We start from the raw sequence: 3,363 nt of genomic DNA, 5'->3' as shown, positions 1-3,363 counted from the left end.
CGTGGCAGCGAGTCAACGGATGATAATGGTGTAAGCGGTGATTTTACCGGGACACTGCAGATTCTCGGGCGTGCCGAAATAAAGCTTCACGTCGAGGGTAGTGTGTTCATGGTCCGAGCGCAGGCTGGCGTACGTGGCTCTATCCACACTTCCTGGACATGGGAGGCTGGGGTGAGTGCCGAGGGTAAGCGAGAGAAGCGATATATCTTTGAAGGCGTGAAGCTCAGTGGGGAGGCTTATGCTGAGATTGGAATTGGTAATGATGAAAATAATGACGGGGGCCCAAGTGGTAGCGCAGAAATAAACTCCGACTTAGTAGAAGGTACAGAGAGCTCTGAGGCTATGGGGAGCGTTGAAGTAGATGAATCAGGAGATGGTGGCGATGGCAAAGTTATTTGGCCAAGAGAAGAGGGTTCGTGGGTTTGTTTCTAAAAGAAAAGTGGGGCTAGCGGTTTTTTTGTGCATATTAATGTTGCAGGAGTTAGCTATGGCACAGCCAATTGAACGCGAATACTGGGTAAATATTCACTCGCAAGGAGCAGCTTGGGTTCTGCGTATTAATGATCTAAATGTACGATCACATAACTCTACAGTGCAACACTCTATTTCATATCCGATTAGTACTAATCTCAAGGAAGGCCAAAATAGGTTGTCATTTATTTTTGCACCGCTTCTTGAAGATCAAGCGGGTTATTTGATAAAGGACAATGAAACCGGTGAATATATACAGGCACCTAAAGAAGACTTCTGGGTTGATGTATCGATTGAAGCCATTAATACACGTACTCACGAAAAAGAACGTATCAATACTCTGCAATTACGCTATGACATGGATAGTAAGGAGCTGGTAGACGCCCATCAAAATCCCGCCAATGTAAATGGTGAAGTGGTGCATCAAACTGAACATCTTCGTACGCGTGGGGAGTTTCAGTTGAGTTCACCATATAGAATGGTTTTTGGTAATGGTCAGAGTTTAGAAGCTGAGCGCGTAGATATGAGCTTTCGCGTTCTGGATCCTATCCCCAATTTCCACTGGGTCGAGGATGCGACGCCACTCGAAGATACACCGCGACTACGGCACGAGCTACGTCAAGCCTATCAGAATGTATACCGCTTGTTTGAGGAAGGCGATAGCGATGCAATTTTACGAGAAGGCGAGGCGATGTGGGATCGAGCAGGGCTATTGGTGGCCGGTGGGAAGAATGCAAGAGAATATATCTCTTCGCTTCCGGTAGGGTCACAGCTTGTTGGGCTCAGTAATGAGCCTGGTGAGCTAGAGTTACTTCCTCTTATGTTGTCCGATGATTCCGCTGAAGACAGTCTGGAATTTATGGGAGATGGACGTTTGGTACGTATTTTACCGACCCCCATTCGTTGGTCATATTCGGAGGACTCTGATCGAAGCCACAAATTACCCGTGGTGTTTTACCGCACAGCATCAGGCGAGTGGCGTCTCGCAACGGTGGCCTCATGAAACCCATAGCCCGCCAGGGCGATCTGCACAGCTGCCCCATCCCCGGCCATGGAACCACGGAAATTATTACCGGTTCGCCCTCTCACGTAGAGGGCCAGCCCGTGGCGCGGGTAGGCGATAAAACCGGCTGCGGCGCCACGATCATCGACGGCTCCAGCCACTCGAGTCATGATGGTAAGCCCACGGCGTATCTGGGCTGCAAGACCGATCACGGCGGTGAGATTATCACCGCCTCGAGCTGTGCCAAGGTCGAGCCGTAATGCCTACGCGATGTTGTGTGCTTAACAACGTTCTATCCGCTCCTGAGCGTTACCTCTGAAACACAGGCACGGCCTGAATGATCTTCAGCCGTGCCGACTTTTCTGCTGCTTCGCCACGGCGAGTGCCCGCCCTTGGGCATGGTGCTGGCCTGTCGGCCCGATGATGAGGCCGCCTGGCAGATCCGCTTTTTCTTCATCAGCCGCGAGTGGAAGGGCAGCGGCCACGGCACGCGGCTTTTACGGGCGCTGCGCGTCACCCTGAGCGGCGTGCCGCTGCAGACGCGGCTGCCGCTGGCCTGCCAGAGTGCCGTGGACAGCCTGGAGACAGCGGGCTTCACCCGCCAGTACGTGGATGCCCTGGAGGTCGCCAGTTTTGAGGCGCCCGCCAAATGGGACGAGTAGCTTGACCAATTATCACGAAACGAACCGCGAACGAGTAGAACCGGAAAAGGAGTCGAGCAATGGGTCAGAAATTCGTGCTCTTGGGAGACATCGGCACCGACCACAACGGCTACCCGCCCACGCCGGTGATCGAGGGTAGCCCCACGGTCATCATGGATGGCAAGCCCGTTGCCCGCCAGGGCGATGCGCTGGAGCCCCACGATAAACCCAACCACCCGATGCATCCGCGCAGCATCGCCGAAGGCTCCGGCACGATTTTCGTCGACGGCAAGCCCGTCGCGCTCCCCCACCACGCCGTGGACTGTGGTGGCGTGGTCATTGGTTCAGGTTCAGGAGAGGGAAGCTAAGATGCCAGGCACCGGTCTACAGTTCACCCTGACGCTGCCCGGCGTCGATGACGTCGCGGTAGTCGACTTTACCCACCGCGAGGCGCTTTCCGAGCCCTTCGCGCTGACCGCCACGCTCGCCAGCCGTGACGGCGGGCTGGACGCCGCCGAGCTGCTCGACCGCGAGGCCACGCTCACCGTGTGGCAGGACGGCGCGCCGCTGCGCCGGGTCCACGGCATCATCAGCGAGTTCGGCCGGGGCGATCGCGGCCACCGGCGCACCTTTTATACCCTCACGCTGCGCCCGGCGCTCTGGCGCACCTCGCTGCGCCAGAACTCGCGCATCTTCCAGAAGACCGACCCGCTCACCATCATCAACACCCTGCTGGACGAGCGCGGCATCACCGACGTGGCGTTTGCCGTTAGCCGAGAGCCCGCCGAGCGCGAGTACTGCGTCCAGTACCGCGAGACCGATCTCGCCTTTATCGAGCGCCTCGCTGCCGAAGAGGGCCTGTTCTATTTCCATGAATTCGAGGACAGTGACGGCGGCTCCCACCGGCTGGTGTTCTCCGACGATCCGCAGTCGCTGACCAACCTCGGCGAGCGCACCTACCACAGCCGCGCCGGGGGCACGCCGCCCACTCGCCACGTGCGCAAGTTGAGCCACACCGCCCGGGTCGCCACCGCCAGCGCCCAGCTCAAGGACTACAGCTTCAAGAACCCCGCTTACGCCCAGCTTCACGACCACCAGGGCCGCGACGTCGGCGAGCACGGCCAGCAGACCGACTACGAGCACTTCGACTACCCCGGCCGCTACAAGCAGGACGCCTCCGGCAAGCCCTTCACCCGCATTCGCCTCGAGCACCTGCGCCGCAACGCCACCACGGCGAGCGCCGAAAGT

General features: G+C 57.7%; 6 protein-coding genes. All 6 read left to right on the top strand.

The genetic code is table 11. From position 1 onward, the window contains the following. A partial coding sequence (locus ACGK9R_RS17075; RefSeq protein WP_394583519.1) for a hypothetical protein occupies positions 1 to 432 on the top strand: 432 nt, incomplete at its 5' end. Continuing rightward, positions 362 to 1,474 carry a hypothetical protein gene (locus ACGK9R_RS17070; protein WP_394583517.1) on the top strand — a complete coding sequence of 371 codons (1,113 nt, stop codon included), beginning with the start codon at positions 362 to 364 and terminating at the stop codon, positions 1,472 to 1,474. The genes ACGK9R_RS17075 and ACGK9R_RS17070, both read left to right, overlap by 71 nt. Continuing rightward, the gene (locus tag ACGK9R_RS17065) at positions 1,471 to 1,734 is read left to right on the top strand and encodes a PAAR domain-containing protein (RefSeq protein WP_394583515.1); all 264 of its coding nucleotides are present in this window, start codon (positions 1,471 to 1,473) and stop codon (positions 1,732 to 1,734) included. Before ACGK9R_RS17070 ends, ACGK9R_RS17065 begins: the two co-directional genes overlap by 4 nt. Positions 1,735 to 1,824: 90 nt before the next feature. Beyond that, on the top strand, positions 1,825 to 2,136 hold the full coding sequence (locus ACGK9R_RS17060) for a GNAT family N-acetyltransferase (RefSeq protein WP_394583513.1): 312 nt from the start codon (positions 1,825 to 1,827) through the stop codon (positions 2,134 to 2,136). A gap of 59 nt (positions 2,137 to 2,195) precedes the next feature. Next, positions 2,196 to 2,483, top strand: coding sequence for a type VI secretion system PAAR protein (locus tag ACGK9R_RS17055; RefSeq protein ID WP_394583511.1), 288 nt, complete (start codon positions 2,196 to 2,198; stop codon positions 2,481 to 2,483). A 1-nt stretch (position 2,484) separates the two neighbouring features. Then, the coding region (gene tssI / locus ACGK9R_RS17050) for a type VI secretion system tip protein TssI/VgrG (protein WP_394583509.1) at positions 2,485 to 3,363 on the top strand (879 nt) is incomplete at its 3' end.

Origin of the sequence: Halomonas sp. HNIBRBA4712 (assembly GCF_043558675.1) — a bacterium.
Taxonomy (GTDB): domain Bacteria; phylum Pseudomonadota; class Gammaproteobacteria; order Pseudomonadales; family Halomonadaceae; genus Vreelandella.
The sequence above is the reverse complement of the archived record's forward strand: the minus strand, read 5'-3'. Positions and strand labels throughout refer to the sequence as shown.

Coding starts and splice junctions, on each gene's coding strand:
- ACGK9R_RS17070 (WP_394583517.1), top strand. CDS start 362: ATGAATCAGGAGATGGTGGCGATGGCAAAGTTATTTGGCCAAGAGAAG.
- ACGK9R_RS17065 (WP_394583515.1), top strand. CDS start 1,471: ATGAAACCCATAGCCCGCCAGGGCGATCTGCACAGCTGCCCCATCCCC.
- ACGK9R_RS17055 (WP_394583511.1), top strand. CDS start 2,196: ATGGGTCAGAAATTCGTGCTCTTGGGAGACATCGGCACCGACCACAAC.